Annotated in this window: 13 protein-coding genes; 3 read left to right on the top strand and 10 right to left on the bottom strand. The window is 65.6% G+C overall.

The window, feature by feature from the left end; all coding sequences use genetic code 11:
* Position 1: 1 nt before the first annotated feature.
* Positions 2 to 355: an NADH:ubiquinone oxidoreductase gene (locus tag LPB260_RS20455; RefSeq protein ID WP_208707703.1), complete on the bottom strand. Its 354-nt coding sequence runs from the start codon at positions 353 to 355 to the stop codon at positions 2 to 4.
* Between the two features lie 109 nt (positions 356 to 464).
* Between LPB260_RS20455 and LPB260_RS20460 the strand changes: the two genes are divergently transcribed.
* Together LPB260_RS20460 and LPB260_RS20465 are read left to right on the top strand one after the other, a co-directional pair.
* Positions 465 to 1,427: a GTP-binding protein gene (locus tag LPB260_RS20460; protein ID WP_208707704.1), complete on the top strand. Its 963-nt coding sequence runs from the start codon at positions 465 to 467 to the stop codon at positions 1,425 to 1,427.
* A 103-nt stretch (positions 1,428 to 1,530) separates the two neighbouring features.
* Positions 1,531 to 2,403 (top strand): alpha/beta fold hydrolase, encoded by an 873-nt coding sequence (locus tag LPB260_RS20465; RefSeq protein WP_208707705.1) that lies wholly within the window; start codon positions 1,531 to 1,533, stop codon positions 2,401 to 2,403.
* Positions 2,404 to 2,447: 44 nt separating this feature from the next.
* Here the strand turns inward: LPB260_RS20465 and LPB260_RS20470 are convergent, their stop codons facing one another.
* From LPB260_RS20470 to LPB260_RS20490, 5 genes are all read right to left on the bottom strand, one after another.
* On the bottom strand, positions 2,448 to 2,828 hold the full coding sequence (locus LPB260_RS20470) for a DUF3301 domain-containing protein (RefSeq protein ID WP_208707706.1): 381 nt from the start codon (positions 2,826 to 2,828) through the stop codon (positions 2,448 to 2,450).
* An 84-nt stretch (positions 2,829 to 2,912) separates the two neighbouring features.
* Entirely contained in the window at positions 2,913 to 3,395 is a 483-nt protein-coding gene (locus LPB260_RS20475; RefSeq protein WP_208707707.1) for an acyl-CoA thioesterase, read from the bottom strand.
* 104 nt (positions 3,396 to 3,499) lie between these two features.
* Complete coding sequence (locus tag LPB260_RS20480; protein ID WP_208707708.1) at positions 3,500 to 4,258, bottom strand: SDR family NAD(P)-dependent oxidoreductase; 759 nt, start codon at positions 4,256 to 4,258, stop codon at positions 3,500 to 3,502.
* A 501-nt stretch (positions 4,259 to 4,759) separates the two neighbouring features.
* Complete coding sequence (locus tag LPB260_RS20485) at positions 4,760 to 7,321, bottom strand: autotransporter outer membrane beta-barrel domain-containing protein (RefSeq protein ID WP_208707709.1); 2,562 nt, start codon at positions 7,319 to 7,321, stop codon at positions 4,760 to 4,762.
* A gap of 249 nt (positions 7,322 to 7,570) precedes the next feature.
* Positions 7,571 to 7,981, bottom strand: a complete 411-nt coding sequence (locus LPB260_RS20490; RefSeq protein WP_208707710.1) for an SMI1/KNR4 family protein — start codon at positions 7,979 to 7,981, stop codon at positions 7,571 to 7,573.
* Positions 7,982 to 8,237: 256 nt separating this feature from the next.
* Here LPB260_RS20490 and LPB260_RS20495 point away from each other — a divergent pair, with 256 nt between their 5' ends.
* Positions 8,238 to 8,708: an aminoacyl-tRNA deacylase gene (locus LPB260_RS20495; protein ID WP_208707711.1), complete on the top strand. Its 471-nt coding sequence runs from the start codon at positions 8,238 to 8,240 to the stop codon at positions 8,706 to 8,708.
* Positions 8,709 to 8,856: 148 nt separating this feature from the next.
* Here LPB260_RS20495 and LPB260_RS20500 read toward each other — a convergent pair whose 3' ends face one another.
* From LPB260_RS20500 to uvrD, 4 genes are all read right to left on the bottom strand, one after another.
* Positions 8,857 to 9,696, bottom strand: coding sequence for a Tim44 domain-containing protein (locus tag LPB260_RS20500; protein WP_208707712.1), 840 nt, complete (start codon positions 9,694 to 9,696; stop codon positions 8,857 to 8,859).
* Between the two features lie 156 nt (positions 9,697 to 9,852).
* Positions 9,853 to 10,431: a TetR/AcrR family transcriptional regulator gene (locus LPB260_RS20505; protein WP_208707713.1), complete on the bottom strand. Its 579-nt coding sequence runs from the start codon at positions 10,429 to 10,431 to the stop codon at positions 9,853 to 9,855.
* Positions 10,432 to 10,543: 112 nt separating this feature from the next.
* The gene (locus LPB260_RS20510; protein ID WP_208707714.1) at positions 10,544 to 11,638 is read right to left on the bottom strand and encodes a TRAP transporter substrate-binding protein; all 1,095 of its coding nucleotides are present in this window, start codon (positions 11,636 to 11,638) and stop codon (positions 10,544 to 10,546) included.
* Positions 11,639 to 11,681: 43 nt separating this feature from the next.
* Entirely contained in the window at positions 11,682 to 13,871 is a 2,190-nt protein-coding gene (uvrD, locus tag LPB260_RS20515; protein ID WP_208707715.1) for a DNA helicase II, read from the bottom strand.
* Between the last annotated feature and the right edge of the window lie 134 nt (positions 13,872 to 14,005).

Genomic DNA, 14,005 nt, shown 5'->3' on the forward strand with positions numbered 1-14,005 from the left:
TTTAGCGGGCCATCCACACGCCCTTGTTCTGCCCTTCGCAGAAGGGCTTGAGGTAGGTGGCGTCGCTGCTCACGCCGTAGTAGTGGATATCCTGCTGGTACGGTGTGCCGCCGACCCTGGCATTGCGGCAGACGCCGAAGGCGCCCATCGGGCACTGCTCGACGAAGGCCACTTCGACCTTCTGCCCCTTGAGCTGCGGCTGGCAGAAGCCGTTGCGAAACAGCTGCGGCGGGATGCTGCGGTTCTGCTGGCAGACCTTGACGTCCAGGCGCTCGGCCTGGCTGTGGATGACGCAGGCCTCGCCCCAGGCCAGGGTGGACAGGGCGCAGAGGCTCAGCAGCGCTAGACGACGCATCGAATCGACTCCCGGTGAAGATGCCGGCGACTCTAGCACGACGCGATTTCCGCGTCTGCGCAGCACGCCGGGGCTTCTCCTCCCGGCCCTTTGACCGCACCATAGGCCCATGCTGAAGCACATCCCCACGCACCTGATCGGCGGCCCCCTGGGGGCCGGCAAGACCAGCCTGATTCGCCAGCTGCTGGCGCAGCGGCCGGCCCATGAACGCTGGGCGGTGCTGATCAATGAATTCGGCCAGATCGGCCTGGATGCCGCCCTGCTGGAAACCGACGCCCTGGGCGTGGCCCTCGGCGAGGTGGCCGGCGGCTGCCTGTGCTGCGTCAACGGCGTGCCCTTCCAGGTCGGGCTGGGTCGCCTGCTGCGCAAGGCCCGGCCGCAGCGCCTGCTGATCGAGCCCTCCGGCCTCGGCCATCCCGTGCTGCTCCTCGAACAACTGCGCCAGCCGCCCTGGGCCGGGGTCCTGGCCGTGCAGCCCCCGGTACTGGTGCTGGACGCTGCGGCGCTGGCCGCCGGTCAGGCCCTGGCGGACAGCCAGCAGGCGGCGCTGGCCAGTGCCGGGCTGCTGTTGCTGAACAAGGCCGAGGACCTGGACGAGGCGGCCAGGGCCAGGGTGCAGGCCCAGCTACCCGCGTGCGCGCTGCACTGGACCAGCCAGGCGGCGCTGGACCTGGCGCAGTTGCCCGGATATGCCCGCGAGGTGTCGGACGGCGGCGATCTGGCGGGATTGCCGGAAGCGTCTGCGCCGCTGCCGCGCATCTGGCGCACGCCTGCCGAGCCGATCTGCCAGGTCCAGGCGCTGCCCGAGGGCTGGAGTATCGGTTGGTCCTGGCACCCGAGCCAGCGCTTCGCCCAGCGCGCCGTGCAACAGTGGCTGGCGACCCTATCCTGGCGCCGCGCCAAGCTGGTGCTGCACAGCGACGCTGGCTGGTGCTCGGCCAACGCCCTCGACGGTCAGCCGCTGCGCTGGCAGGCCAGCGCCTGGCGCAAGGACTCGCGCCTGGAGCTGATCTTCGCCGCCCCCCAGGACGTCGACGCGCTGCGTCAGGCCATGGCCGCCTGCAGGGGCTAGTGTCCACGGCTTGTCGGCGGCGCCGAAGCCGACAAGCAGAACCGATTGGTCATCCGCGCCGGCCTGATAAGCTTGCCCGTCGTTCCCACCGCCGAATACAGCCATGCATCTAGAGTCCTGGTCCCACGCCTGTTCCGCCGGTTTTACCCTGCGTGGCTGGAACAGCCCGCCCTCGGGCAAGCCGCTGCTGCACTTCCTGCATGGCAACGGCTATTGCGGGCGGGTCTATGAGCCGCTGCTGGAACGCCTGGCCGAGGATTTCGACCTGTGGCTGTGCGATGTGCAGGGGCATGGCGACAGCGACCACGGCGGCCGTTTCCACGGCTGGAACCGCAGCGCCGAGCTGGCCCTGGAGGCTTTCGCCGCCGGGCGTGAGCAGTTTGCCGAGGTGCCGGCCTTCGCCGCCGGACACAGCTTCGGCGGCGTGCTGACCGGCCTGATGCTGGCCCAGCAGCCACAGCTGTTCCAGCGCGCGGTGCTGCTCGATCCGGTGCTGTTCACCCCGGCGATGATCGGCGTCATGGCGCTGTCCGATGTGGTTGGCCTGAGTCAGCGCAACACCCTGGCCAGCAAGGCGCGCAAGCGGCGCCAAAAGTGGCCGGATCGCCTCGCCGCCCATGCCGCCCTGCACGGCCGCGGCATGTTCCGCGGCTGGACCGAGGCGGCGTTCGAGGCCTATATCAATCATGCCCTGCGCGACACCGAGGAAGGCGTCGAGCTGAAATGCCGGCCGAGCCGCGAGGCGGACATCTTCTCCTCCTTCCCCAAGCGCCTGTGGCCGTCGCTGGCCAAGGTGGTGACGCCGACCCAGGTGCTCTATGGCCAGGCCAGCTATCCCTTCGTCGCCAAGTCGGTGGCGCGCTGGTGCGCCAGCAATGCTCATGTCCACGCCCAGGTGGTCCAGGGCGGCCACTGCTTCATGCAGGAGCAGCCCGATGACTGCGCCGAGCGGGTGCTCGCATTTCTCGTGCCCTGAAGTGGTCCAGGGCGCTGCGCTGTCTTGGTCGGAAGGTGCGCGCCTCAGCCCTCGCGCTCGCGGCGCCAGCGCTCCAGCTCGATCACCTGGGGATTGTCCGGCGGCGGGGCGTTGAATGGATGGGGCTCCAGTTCGATGCGCCCGAGGTGCTGGCCGAACATGACGATGCTGCCGACATGGCGCTGTTCGCCGGTGACGGTGAACTCGAAGCCATAGACCCGCGCCAGGCGCTTGCGGCCGCGGGCGTCGGCCAGCAGGGTGATCTTGCGCAGGGCGACATTGCCGTCGAGCAGCTCGACCTCGGCCTTCGCGCAGTGCTGCTTGACCAGGGCCAGGGCGCGCTCGCGCAGGCCGTGGGCGTGCCACAGCCAGGCGCCGGCGGTGGCCAGCAGCATCAGGACGAAGATATTGCCGAGGGTCAGCATGGTGAGCTCCAGGTAGCCGCGTGCATCTGCTGCGGATAGCCCGCATTCTGCCAGGGTGCCGGGGTGGCTGTCTTGGCCGTGGCCTCAGTCCTCGTCCTTCAGCTCCTGGTAGCGCTGCTCCAGTTCCTGGCGAATCGCCCGGCGCTGCCGGCCCTGGGCGAAGCGCCGCTGCTCCTCGACGGTTTGCGGCTGGCGCACCGGCACCGCGATGGGCTTTCCCTTTTCGTCCACTGCGACCATGGTGAAGAAGCAGCTGTTGGTGTGGCGCACCGAGCGCTCGCGGATGTTCTCCGTCACCACCTTGATGCCGATCTCCATGGAGCTGCGGCCGGTGTAGTTGACCGAGGCGTGGAAGGTCACCAGCTCGCCGACGTGGATGGGTTCGCGGAAGGTCACCTGGTCCACCGACAGGGTCACCACGTAGCAGCCGGCGTAGCGGCTGGCGCAGGCGTAGGCGACCTCGTCGAGGTACTTGAGCAGGGTGCCGCCGTGCACGTTGCCGGAAAAATTGGCCATGTCCGGGGTCATCAGTACGGTCATCGACAGCTGGGCGTTTCCGGCTTCCATGGTTGGGCTCTGTGTGGCTGAGGGGATACCCTTCTGAACGAATCAGGGGGACCGCGGGTCACGCTCGAGCTGGGCAAGTCCGGGCGCGGCCGAGCCGTCTGCGCCTACTTGCCGGCGGAAAGCCCGAAGTCGATGGCCAGGTCGGCGCCGGTGATCGCCTCGGCATGGGGCTGGCACAGGTACCAGACCATCTCGGCGACTTCCTCCGGACGCAGGAAGCGCGCCCCCCGGCCCTGCGGGTAGAGGCTCAGCAGCTCGCGCTTGTAGGCCGTGGGGTTGCCGTTGCCGTAGCGCTCGGCCTGGTAGTCGAGCATCGGCGTGGCGATATCGCCGGGCGACACCGCATTGACCCGCACCCCGTGCTCGGCCAGCTCCAGGGCCAGGGTCTTGCTCAGCATCACCAGCGCCGCCTTGCTCGCGCAGTAGGCCGCCGAGCCGCGATAGGCCTGGCGTCCGGCGTCGCTGGCGATATTGACGATGCAGCCGCGAAATTCCTTGAGGTGCGGGATGGCCGCCTGGCTGAGGTAGAAGGCGGCCTTGAGGTTGACGCCCATGACCAGGTCGAAATCCTCTTCGCTGAACTGCGCCACCGGCCCCTCGCGCCAGACCCCGGCGGCATTGATCACCGCGTCCAGGCGCCCGGTGCTGGCCATCACCTTGGCGATCAGTTCATGGCAGTTGTCGGCGCTGCGCAGGTCGGCGGTGCTGCTGAAATCCAGTGGCACCTGGCCATTGAGCGCATGCAGGCCGCCCTTGTCGACATCGGTGGCCGTGACCCGCCAGTGACTCTGCGAGAAGCGCTTGGCGATGGCGCGGCCGAGGCCGCCGGCGGCGCCGGTGATGAGGATAACGGGCGTGCTCATGGGGCGGTCCTCCTGGGCTAAATTCAATCAAGTCTAGGAAAGTGCAAGCACTTAGCGTCGCCTGGCTGGCCGGGCGAGCCTCCTTGGGGGGTGAACTGCTGCGTCGAGTAGGCGCTCGCTGTTTCAAATTCTTGCGATCAGGGAGCCATATTATTTTGAACGAAATGTTCGATTATCAGCACATCATCTGTTCGCGGTTCCGGTTGTGTCAATGCTTAGGCTTCGCGCGCTGTGCCACAGACTATAAGGCGGGACATTCAGATACCCAATGCGTTGACCTAGGCTTGTTCAACTTGGCCGATGCTGCTTGCTCAGTTGGCGCTGTCGCCATGGCCTTCGATGTAGACGCGGACTTGTGATTTCGAAAGGGGCCTGGCAGGAGCGCCAAGCATCCGGGGGAAATTGTGCCGCCTGCTGGGGTAGGCGGGTATCGTCGACTGGTGAGTGCCTACAGCCAAACTCTGGCCCGCGAGCGCGGGCCGAAGCTTGTGCACTTCATGCCTAGAAGTTGTAGCGAACTTTGGCCGTGAAGGTGTCCGACGCGTAGTCGCTCTTCTCCAGGCGATCGTAGCTGGCGCCTACTGTCAGCGCGCCGAGGCTGTAGTCCGCGCCGATGCCAACTTCATAGCTGTCGCGTGCTGGCCTTGCGCCGGAGGTGGAAAACGGTGTTCCGCCGAGCACGAAGCTGGAGGTGCTCTCGCTCTTGTCGGCGCCGAAGTCGTGGTATGCCATCAGCCTGATCTCGGGAACCAGCGTGCCCTGACCTGCATCCATGTTGCCTGCCAGACGCACACCAGCACCGAGTTCTGCCGCCTCATGTGTCTGGCCATCAACTTTCAGCGCGGCCGACGAGCCGGACTCGCTGTAGCCGTCGATTTTTATCTGGCTGAAGCGTGCGGCAAGACGTGGTTCGACCAGCAACGCACTGCTCAGGGGGTAGGCGTAACCAGCCATCAGATTGAGGCCAAGCAGATTAGTGTCGTAATTGCCCTTGGCAACCGTGGTAGCGATCTGGCGCTTGCTCGCGTTGTCGTTGAAACCGGCGGTCACGCTGGCATCGACGAAGACGTTGCCCTCGCTATAGCCCCCGTACAGGGTGATGGCGTGACTATCCACCTGGGTGGTGTTTCCGTTATCGCCGTTCACGCGGCTGTCGAGGTAGCTGTAGGCCACGCCAAGTGTGGTCCGGTCGTCGATCTTGCCATCGGCGCCGACAATGACGCCGTCGGTGCGAGCCGTATAGCCCGCCACGCCGTCACGCAGGTCTTGGTTGGCTTCGCTGTGCAGACCCTGGAGCCAGACACCGGTTTCCTTAAAGGCGTCACCCGACGCCATGCCGCGAGTGGAGCTGCTGCGCGCGCCAGTGGCACCTGCCACCTTGTTCTGGCTGCCTGCCGCTGCCTGAACCGCGCCAGCGGTATTCTGTGGCTGCAACTGTTCGGCCAGCTTGGCCAGCTTTACCGGATCGTTACCGGCAGCAATAAAGGCTTGCAGCACCGGATCGTTCGGGTTGCTCAGGGCCAGCTGATTCATACCAGTGACGAAGCTCGCGGTAGCGACCTGCGCGTTGCCGGTGGCACCTGTCTGCCTGATGGCTTCGGCTACCTGGACAGAGCTCTTGGTGCTGACTTTGGCGGTCACCTCGTTGCCTTGTGCCACAAAACTATCGACATTCAGAAAGGCCGAGCTACTGGTCACCGACAGGCCATTGTGCTCGAGGGCGCCGGCTTTGATGAGCTTGTATTCTTTGGCCTGAGCGCTGAAGTCGCTGCCCTGGGCAGCCAGTTTGATTAGCGCCCCTTGGGCGAACTCAGCCGTGCCAGCGACATCCAAAATGGCCTTGCTCGGGTCGGTTGTGCGGCTCAGGTTCAGACCAAGCGAGGAGTTACCGGCGACATAGATGTTGCCGTCCAGGCGGGTATGGGGGAGGCCCAGCTCGAAATGACCGACGCGCTTGTCGGAGGTGCTGCCAACATCGATCCAACCGCTGTGTGCCATATCCTTCATGCGGATATGGGCGTCTTCGCTGTCGCTGCCAGTGAAGGTCACATTGCCGTAAATTTCGATATTACTCAGGTCGATTAGGTTGCCGGTGATACTGCCGCCAGTTGCGGTCAGATAGACCGGGCCGCTTGCCTCGCTTGCATCAATGGCGCGACTCTGGGAAGACATGACGCCGCTGTTGGCGATTCGCAGCGGAGAGCGAGCTGTGCCGCCTTCGATGCTGAAAGTGCCGATTTGAATAGCGGCGCCTTGCCCTTCGATCGAACCGGTGTTGCTCACATGAGTTTGTTCGTTGCTGTCGTATGTCATACCGTCGAGCAGCAGGCCAATCGAGTTCTTACCCAGCGCGATGATTCGGCCGCTGTTTTCGATTTCGCCCATGAAGAAAGGCATGACGAGAGTGGCCGACTCTGTAGCGGTTACATCGATAGCGCGGGCATCTTCACCAATGGCCTGGATCAGGCCGTGGTTAATCAGTTTGCCTTCAAGATCGCTGCCCATCAGCAGCATCCCCTTGGCCTTTTGGCCCTCCGCCAGGATCTTACCGCTGGCGGTGTTGATCAGGTTTCCGCTGATCTGAGACATGCCGGAGAACTCGAGCGCTCGGACGCCTTCGCCCCAATGCACGCCACCAGTGGCGCTCAGGATGCCTTGGTTGACGAGGTTACCTTCGATGTTTGCGGGATCCAAAAGCATGGCGGCGGCGCCACCGCCGGTGACCGAGATGCTGCCCTTGTTGATCAGGCTGCCGCTAATATACGGCACTGGCGTCGCGTCATTGGTCAGGCCCAGACCCAGGCCGCCAGCGTTATCGCCGTAGGCATCGATTGTGGCGTTGAGGATAAGGTCGCCGTCGATGTCGATGCTGTTGAGTTCGATCGCATCTTGGTCGCTGTTGCTGCTGGTAAAAGCACCGATGACTTCGACGCTTTCGTTGAAGCTATCCTCGTTTAGCTCGATCCCGAGGTTGGTGAGAGAAAGGCTTATCGCGAGGGCCGGCGTGACTGCGCCGGTCACGGCCAGGGCGAGGAGGGTCTTGCAGAAAGAGACAGACGGCATTGTTCATCCTTGGGTGCGAGATCGTTTTCAATCGCTTCCGTGCGAGGCATCTGTGGAGGGTTGCGTCGGTTGTCAGGCCTAGTGGCGAGACGCCCCGGACAAAGCGCGCGGATAGTAGCCAAAAATATGGCCATTTGATATCTGCCATCCGGAAATTTTCTGTGCTGTCTGGACCCTCGCTTGGAGGCCGGGCAACCGACGGCCCGTTGCCTGCTACCCCCTTGTACCAGTTGCTGACTGCTGAGCCGCTCAGCTCTCCAGCCAGACGTCGCGGACCCAGTGCCACACCGACTCCCAGGATTCATCCTCATTGATCTCGCCGGTGTCGGCCTCCCACAACAATACGGTGCCGTCTTCTTCCACGACGTAGTAGTTGCCCTGGTCTTCACACAGCGGCACATACTCTCGCGGAACCCCGAGGGACCAGGCGGTGGCGGCGACTTCCGGTAGGTAGGTGTGTGACTGCGGGTCGGCGGCGGTCACCGGCTCCAGGCGGCCGTAGACCACGTCGCTGACGGTGAGCAGGAATTCGCGCAGGGCATAGGGCAGGTGGATGAGGATCTGTTCCTGGATATCCACAAGGGTTTCCTCGTCCGGAAGTTCCAACGGCACCGGTACCGGCTCGTTCAATTCGCGCAGCTGATCGATCACTTCTTCCACGACAACAGGTCCTCATGCATGGGGATGGGCTTTATACAGCAGCCGATGCCGCGAGGATAAAGCACAGTCGGTGTCCGTGCTCACCCCTGGTCCGGGCGGCGGGCCAATGCCTTCGCGCGCATAGGCCCGTAACTGCTGTTGGCGGCCGCTGCTAGCATCAAGTGTTCTGCCTGATGGGGCCCCGGCAACTAGAATTCAAGCATGAGCCGGTCGCTCATTTGCAGCCCGCAGCGCGGGCGTGAACCGGAGGTGCATCATGCATATGGCAGCAACAGTCCAGCGCAGCCTGGAGCGAGCGCAGATTAAATTCGATATCGTGCCCCACCCGCATTCGGAGAGCAGCCTGGAATCGGCGCGAGTCGCCAGCGTGCCGGCCGAGCGTCTGGCCAAGCCGGTGATCCTCGACGACCGCAAGGGGCACTACCTGATGGCCGTGCTCCCGGCCAACCGTCACCTGGACATGAGCATGGTCTGCAAGGGCGACGAGCTCTGGCAGCTGAGCAGCGAAGCGGACATCGCCGGCCTGTTCAAGGACTGCGAGCTCGGTGCGGTGCCGGCGGTTGGCGAGCCCTACGGGATGAACATGCGGGTCGATCCGCTGCTGACCCGCCAGCAGGACATCTACTTCGAGGCCGGCGATCACGAGAGCCTGGTGCACATGAGCACCGAGCAGTTTCTCAAGCTGGTGCCCCGTGCCGAAGTCTGCGAGCTGTGCCCGCAGGCCTGAGGCGCCGCGGCCGCCGATCTACTATCGGCGTCGCTCCATCGCCTGTCGGCGCCGTCATGGCACAGGCAAGAAGCAGGCTGGCCGGCGCTGACGCCTGGACATAAAAAACCCCAGGCAGGCCTGGGGTTCGCGCTGTACCGGGAACCGGTCAGTTCTGGCGGATGCCCGCCACCAGCCACGGCTGGTTGTCGCCGACGGCACGCTCCAGACGCCAGCTTTCGCTGAAGGCCTCGCCCTGGTCGAAGCGCGAAGTCTTCGACACGCCGCTGAAGGTCAGGGTGGCCACGGTCTTGTCGCTCATGTCGTCGACGCCGTCCAGCTGCACGTCGAGGTTGTCGATGTAGGTCGACTGGAAGCCGTCGCCCAGCTCGGCGCGCTCGCGCTTGAGGAAGTCCAGCAGCTGCGGGGTGACGAACTCGGCGATCTTGTCCATCTCGTTGGCGTCCCAGTGCTGCTGCAGGCTGAGGAAGTGCTCGCGGCCGGCGCTGACGAAGCTCTGCTCGTTGAACCAGGCCGGGGCGTTGATCACCGGCTTGATCGCGGCGCTGCCGCCGCCGAACACCGGGTTGGCGGCGGCCGGCATTTCCCGCTGGTAGGGCGCGCCACCGGCCATGGCCGGCTGGGCCTGACGGCGGCGGGCGGCGAGGAAGCGGAACAGCAGGAAGGCGATCAGGCCGAAGATCAGCATGTCCATGATCTGCAGGCCTTCGAAGCCGTCACCCATGAACATCGAGGCCAGCAGGCCACCGGCGGCCAGGCCGGCCAGTGGGCCGAGCCAGCGCGAGGCGCCGCTGGCAGCGGCAGGCTGACGACCGGCGGTCGGCGCGGTGGCGGCCGACTGGCCTTGTGGCGCAGCCTGGCGAGTCTGGTGGCTCGGCGCGGAGCCGAACGACTTGCCGCCGCCCAGGCGCTTGGCTTCGGCTTCGAAACTCATGGTAAGGCCCAGGCTCAGGCACATGGCCAGGGCGATGCTGAGGAAACGCTGCATGATCGGTCGTCTCTTGGTGGTTGGAACGCTGCACGGCATCTTGCACGGCCAGGGCGATTAAGGCCAGCCGCAGAGTGTTTCGGACTTTTGCCTATTGTCGGTTCCGCCGCCGCTGGCCATCGCGCTAGGGGCTCGCAGAGAGGCGCCGAATCAGGTTCAGGGCCGCAACAGCATCAGCAAGGGGCCGATGCGCAGCTGCCGGCGCAGGTAGGCGCGCAGCTCGGCCGGCTCCTCGTCGGGGTGGCGAAGCCAGTGCAGCACCGTGCGCAGGTAGGCGCCGCTGAGCAGGCTCTCTTCGGCGACCCGATGCAGGTGAATGGCCTCGCGCTGCGCCGCCTCGCGCCACCACTGCACGGTGCGGCTGACGCGCAGCAGGCCGAGCACCTGCAGGTGGATGTGCCCGGGTTCCAGCTTGTACAGCAGCATCTGCCCGGTCACCTCACGGTGGGCGGCGAGGCAGTCGAGCCAGGCGATCAGCAGTTCTTCCAGGCGCCTGGCCGGGTCCAGGGTGATCAGGTCGGCGGCCGTCGCCCGGGTCAACAAGGCGTGGTCGGCGCGGTCGAACCAGGCCTCGACCAGTTGATCCTTCTCCCGGTAGTGCAGGGCGATGCTGTCCAGGCCGACGCCCAACTGGGCGGCGACGTCGAACAGGTGCAGGCGCTCCCAACCGCAGACATCGGCCAGTTCCAGCGCGGCGTCGAGGATCTTCGGCGCGGTGACGGTGGTTTTCTTCATCGGCTCACCTCGTTTCAGAGTATGGGCCGGGCGCGCAGAGGGGCAGGGCGGAAACGACAAACGGAGCCCGAAGGCTCCGCTTGCATGGTGTGGCAGTCAGGCGCGGGTGCGCTCAACGCCAGTTGTACAGCTCCTTCTCGGACAGCTGGTGCATCTGGGCGACCTGGGCCTGGAAGGCTTTCATCGAGGCCCAGATGCGTCCGTTCAGCTCGCTCTGTGCGGCCAGCTCACCGAGTACTTCCTCGGACTGGAACTGCATGGCCTGCAGCACCTCGTCGGGGAAGCGCTTGAGCAGGGTGCCCTGCTGCTTGAGCTGATCCAGGGCCATGGCGTTGTGGTAGACGTAGTCGTCCAGCATGTCCTGGTTGGCGGCGCGGGTCGCCTCGGTGAGGATCGCCTGCAGGTCGGCCGGCAGGCTGTCGAGGGCCTTCTGGTTGATCAGCAGCTCGAGCACCGCCTGGGGCTCCTGCCAGCCCGGGTAGTAGTAGAACTTGGCCGCCTTGTGCAGGCCGAAGGCCAGGTCGTTGTAGGGGCTGACCCAGTCGGTGGCGTCGATCGCGTTGGTCTGCAGGGCGGTGAATATCTCGCCGCCGGGCAGGTTCACGGTGGTCGCGCCGAGGCGGCTGAGCACCTCGCCGCCGAGACCCGGCATGCGGATCTTCAGGCCCTTGAGGTCATCCAGGGAGTTGATTTCCTTGTTGTACCAGCCGCCCATCTGCATGCCGGTATTGCCCACCGCCAGTGGCTTCACGCCAAAGGGGGCATAGGCCTCGTCCCACAGCTGCTGGCCGCCACCCTTGCTCAGCCAGGCGTTCATCTCCGGGGTGGACAGGCCGAACGGCACGGCAGTGAAGAACTGCGCCGCCGGTACCTTGCCCTTCCAGTAATAGGCGGCGCCATGGCCGAGCTCGGCGGTGCCGCGCGACACCGCATCGAACACCTCCAGCGGCGGCACCAGTTCGCCACCGGCGTAGACCTTGATGGTCAGGCGGCCGTTGCTCATGGTCGCGACCCGCTCGGCCAGGCGCTCGGCGGCGGTGCCCAGGCCAGGGAAGTTCTTCGGCCAGGCGGTGACCATCTTCCATTGATAGGTCTGTGCTTGCTCGGTCGCGGCTTGCTCAGTGGTGGCTTTTTCGTCATTGCAGCCGGCCAGACCGATGGCGGCGAGCAGCGCCGCAGCGGCGCCGAACAGGAAACGGCGGTTCATCGAATATCTCCCCAATTGCGCGGTGGTGTGGTTGTTGGTCTTGTTAAAGCGCTTGCAGCTTGGCGTAGCTGAGCATCAGCCACTTGCTGCCTTCGTTCTCGAAGTTCACCTGGACCCGGGCCTGGGCCCCGGCGCCCTCGAAGTTGAGGATGGTGCCCTCGCCGAACAGCGAGTGCTGCACGCGCTGGCCGAGGCTGAAGGCGGTTTCCGGTACGGCGCTGCCGGCGAACATGCTGGCGCCGCTCATGTTGCGGCTGCTCGCGCCCAGGGGGCGGCTGACGCTGTTGGACAGGCGCACTTCCTGGATCAGTTGTGGCGGGATCTCGCGGACGAAGCGCGACACCTTGTTGTAGGTCTCGCTGCCGTACAGGCGGCGGGTCTCGGCGTAGGTGATCACCAGCTTGTGCATGGCGCGGGTGATGCCGACGTAGGCCAGGCGTCGTTCTTCCTCGAGGCGCCCGGGTTCTTCCAGGCTCATCTTGTGCGGGAACAGGCCCTCTTCCATGCCGACCAGGAACACCTGGGGGAATTCCAGGCCCTTGGCGCTGTGCAGGGTCATCAGCTGGATGCTGTCTTCGTTCTCCGCCGCCTGGGTGTCGCCGGCCTCCAGCGAGGCGTGGCTGAGGAAGGCCTGCAGCGGCGACAGCTCGTCGTCTTCGTCGTTGTCGAAGGCCCGCGCGGCGCTGACCAGTTCCTCGAGGTTCTCGATGCGCGCCTGGGCCTTCTCGCCTTTTTCCGCCTTGTGGTAGGCGATCAGCCCGCTCTGCTCGATGACCGTCTGGGTCATCAGGTGCAGCGGCATGCTCAGGACCTTGGCGGCCAGGTTCTCGATCAGCTCGATAAAGCCGGCCAACGCGCCAGAGGCTCTTCCCGGCAGGGCCTTGGCGGCGACCATCAGGCGGATCGCCTCCCACATCGAGACCTCATGGGCGCGGGCGTATTCGCGGATCGCCTCGACGGTCTTCTCGCCGATGCCGCGCGCCGGCACGTTGATCACCCGTTCGAGCGCCGCGTCGTTGCCGCGGCCGTCGAGCAGGCGCAGGTAGGCCATGGCGTTCTTGATCTCGGCGCGCTCGAAGAAGCGCTGGCCGCCGTAGATGCGGTAGGGGATCTTCTCGCGCAGCAGCGCCTCTTCCAGCACCCGCGACTGGGCGTTGGAGCGGTAGAGGATGGCGATCTCGCTGCGCTTGAGGCCTTCCTTGCGCAGGGCGTCCTCGATGGTCTCGACCACGTAGCGGGCTTCGTCGTGTTCGTTGAACGCCGCGTACAGGCTGATCGGTTCGCCGTCGCCGCCTTCGGTCCACAGCTCCTTGCCCAGGCGCCCCTGGTTGTTGGCGATCAGCGCGTTGGCGGCCTTGAGGATGCCGGCGCTGGAGCGGTAGTTCTGCTCCAGGCGGATCACCTCGGCGTCCTTGAAGTCGTCGGAGAACTGCTGGATGTTCTCGATCCGCGCGCCGCGCCAGCCGTAGATCGACTGGTCGTCGTCGCCCACCACCATCAGGCTGTCACCGCCCTTGGCCAGCAGGCGCAGCCAGGCGTACTGCACGGCGTTGGTGTCCTGGAACTCGTCGACCAGAATGTGGCGGAAACGCCGCTGGTAGTGCTCGAGCAGGCCGGGCTTGTCGCGCCACAGGTCCAGGGCGCGCAGCAGCAGCTCGGAGAAGTCGATGACCCCGGCGCGGGCGCAGGCCGCCTCGTAGGCTTCGTAGATCTTCAGCATGGTGGCGAGGAACAGGTCGCCGCCGGGCTGGATGTTGTTCGGCCTCAGGCCCTCGTCCTTCTGCCCGTTGATGAACCACTGAGCCTGGCGCGCCGGCCAGCGCTGCTCGTCCAGGCCCAGCTCGCGGATCACCCGCTTGACCAGGCGCTGCTGGTCGTCGGAATCGAGGATCTGGAAGTTCTCGGCCAGCCCGGCTTCCTGCCAGTGCGCGCGCAGCAGGCGGTGGGCCAGGCCGTGGAAGGTGCCGACCCACATGCCGGCCGGATTCATCCCGAGCATCTGTTCGATGCGCGCGCGCATCTCGGCGGCGGCCTTGTTGGTGAAGGTCACCGACAGGATGCTGTGCGGCGAGGCACGCTCGACCTGGATCAGCCAGGCGATGCGGTGCACCAGCACCCGGGTCTTGCCGGAGCCGGCGCCGGCCAGGACCAACTGACGGCCCAGGCCGGCGGCTACGGCCTGGCGTTGGGCATCGTTGAGGGAATTGAGGAGAAGCGAGAGGTCGTCATGCATCGCGGCATTCTAGGGGGCGGGGCCAGGCAGGGCAAACCGCGACGCATGTCGGGCTGGCGTGGACGACCGGCTGGTCACCAGGCCGGGTGCCGTGTCGGGCCTCTGGCCACGACCAAAGTCGCTCTTGCAACCGA

Source organism: Pseudomonas sp. LPB0260 (genome assembly GCF_013388395.1).

Excerpts from the sequence above, each read along its gene's own strand:
- LPB260_RS20505 (WP_208707713.1), bottom strand. The coding sequence starts at position 10,431 with ATGAAGAAAACCACCGTCACCGCGCCGAAGATCCTCGACGCCGCGCTG.
- LPB260_RS20475 (WP_208707707.1), bottom strand. The coding sequence starts at position 3,395 with ATGGAAGCCGGAAACGCCCAGCTGTCGATGACCGTACTGATGACCCCG.
- LPB260_RS20480 (WP_208707708.1), bottom strand. The coding sequence starts at position 4,258 with ATGAGCACGCCCGTTATCCTCATCACCGGCGCCGCCGGCGGCCTCGGC.
- LPB260_RS20485 (WP_208707709.1), bottom strand. The coding sequence starts at position 7,321 with ATGCCGTCTGTCTCTTTCTGCAAGACCCTCCTCGCCCTGGCCGTGACC.
- LPB260_RS20465 (WP_208707705.1), top strand. The coding sequence starts at position 1,531 with ATGCATCTAGAGTCCTGGTCCCACGCCTGTTCCGCCGGTTTTACCCTG.
- LPB260_RS20460 (WP_208707704.1), top strand. The coding sequence starts at position 465 with ATGCTGAAGCACATCCCCACGCACCTGATCGGCGGCCCCCTGGGGGCC.
- LPB260_RS20455 (WP_208707703.1), bottom strand. The coding sequence starts at position 355 with ATGCGTCGTCTAGCGCTGCTGAGCCTCTGCGCCCTGTCCACCCTGGCC.
- LPB260_RS20500 (WP_208707712.1), bottom strand. The coding sequence starts at position 9,696 with ATGCAGCGTTTCCTCAGCATCGCCCTGGCCATGTGCCTGAGCCTGGGC.
- LPB260_RS20495 (WP_208707711.1), top strand. The coding sequence starts at position 8,238 with ATGCATATGGCAGCAACAGTCCAGCGCAGCCTGGAGCGAGCGCAGATT.
- LPB260_RS20470 (WP_208707706.1), bottom strand. The coding sequence starts at position 2,828 with ATGCTGACCCTCGGCAATATCTTCGTCCTGATGCTGCTGGCCACCGCC.
- uvrD (WP_208707715.1), bottom strand. The coding sequence starts at position 13,871 with ATGCATGACGACCTCTCGCTTCTCCTCAATTCCCTCAACGATGCCCAA.
- LPB260_RS20510 (WP_208707714.1), bottom strand. The coding sequence starts at position 11,638 with ATGAACCGCCGTTTCCTGTTCGGCGCCGCTGCGGCGCTGCTCGCCGCC.